Origin of the sequence: Faecalibacterium tardum, from assembly GCF_040096515.1 — a bacterium.
GTDB classification, from domain to species: domain Bacteria; phylum Bacillota; class Clostridia; order Oscillospirales; family Ruminococcaceae; genus Faecalibacterium; species Faecalibacterium tardum.
The window spans coordinates 1-587 of the sequence record NZ_JBBMEO010000106.1; the positions used below are offsets into that span (position 1 = coordinate 1).

At 53.2% G+C, this 587-nt stretch carries 1 protein-coding gene; it reads left to right on the forward strand.

Annotation, left to right across the window (positions count from 1 at the left end):
• The coding region (locus WMO44_RS14990; protein ID WP_435387744.1) for a hypothetical protein at positions 1-587 on the forward strand (587 nt) is incomplete at both ends.

Consider the following 587-nt stretch of genomic DNA (forward strand, 5'->3'; position numbering starts at 1 on the left):
CCTGACCGTTGCACCAATCGAAGATGCAAACCTTGCAGACCAGCTTACCGAAGCGGTGCAGCACATCGAGGGCCAGTTCACTGCGGTGGAGATTGCCGCTCCGGACGTTGCCGATGCGGAAGTGCAGCGCAAAACTCTGCCCGCAGACCCTACCGTGAAGAATTTCAGCTATACTGTGGTGGATGGTGAAATCTACTACCGCGAGAACTCCATCATGACACAGATTGAACTGTCCGACAACGCCAAAGGCCGTGTAGCTGGTATGGTGGAGTTGCGGCAGATCGTCAACGAACTGATTCAGCAGCAGTTGAACGACTTCCCGGACGAGGACATTAAGGCATCGCAAGCAAAATTGAACGCCGCCTACGATGCCTTTACTGCAAAATACGGGCTGATCAACGACAAGAAAAATGCCCGCCTGTTCGATGATGACAGCTCCTATTATCTGCTCTGCTCGCTGGAGAATCTGGACGAGAATAAAAATCTCAAGTCCAAGGCAGATATGTTTACCAAGCGGACGATTCGGCCAGAGCGTGTTGTCACCAGCGTGGATACCCCCAGTGAAGCACTGGCAGTGTCCATCGGGG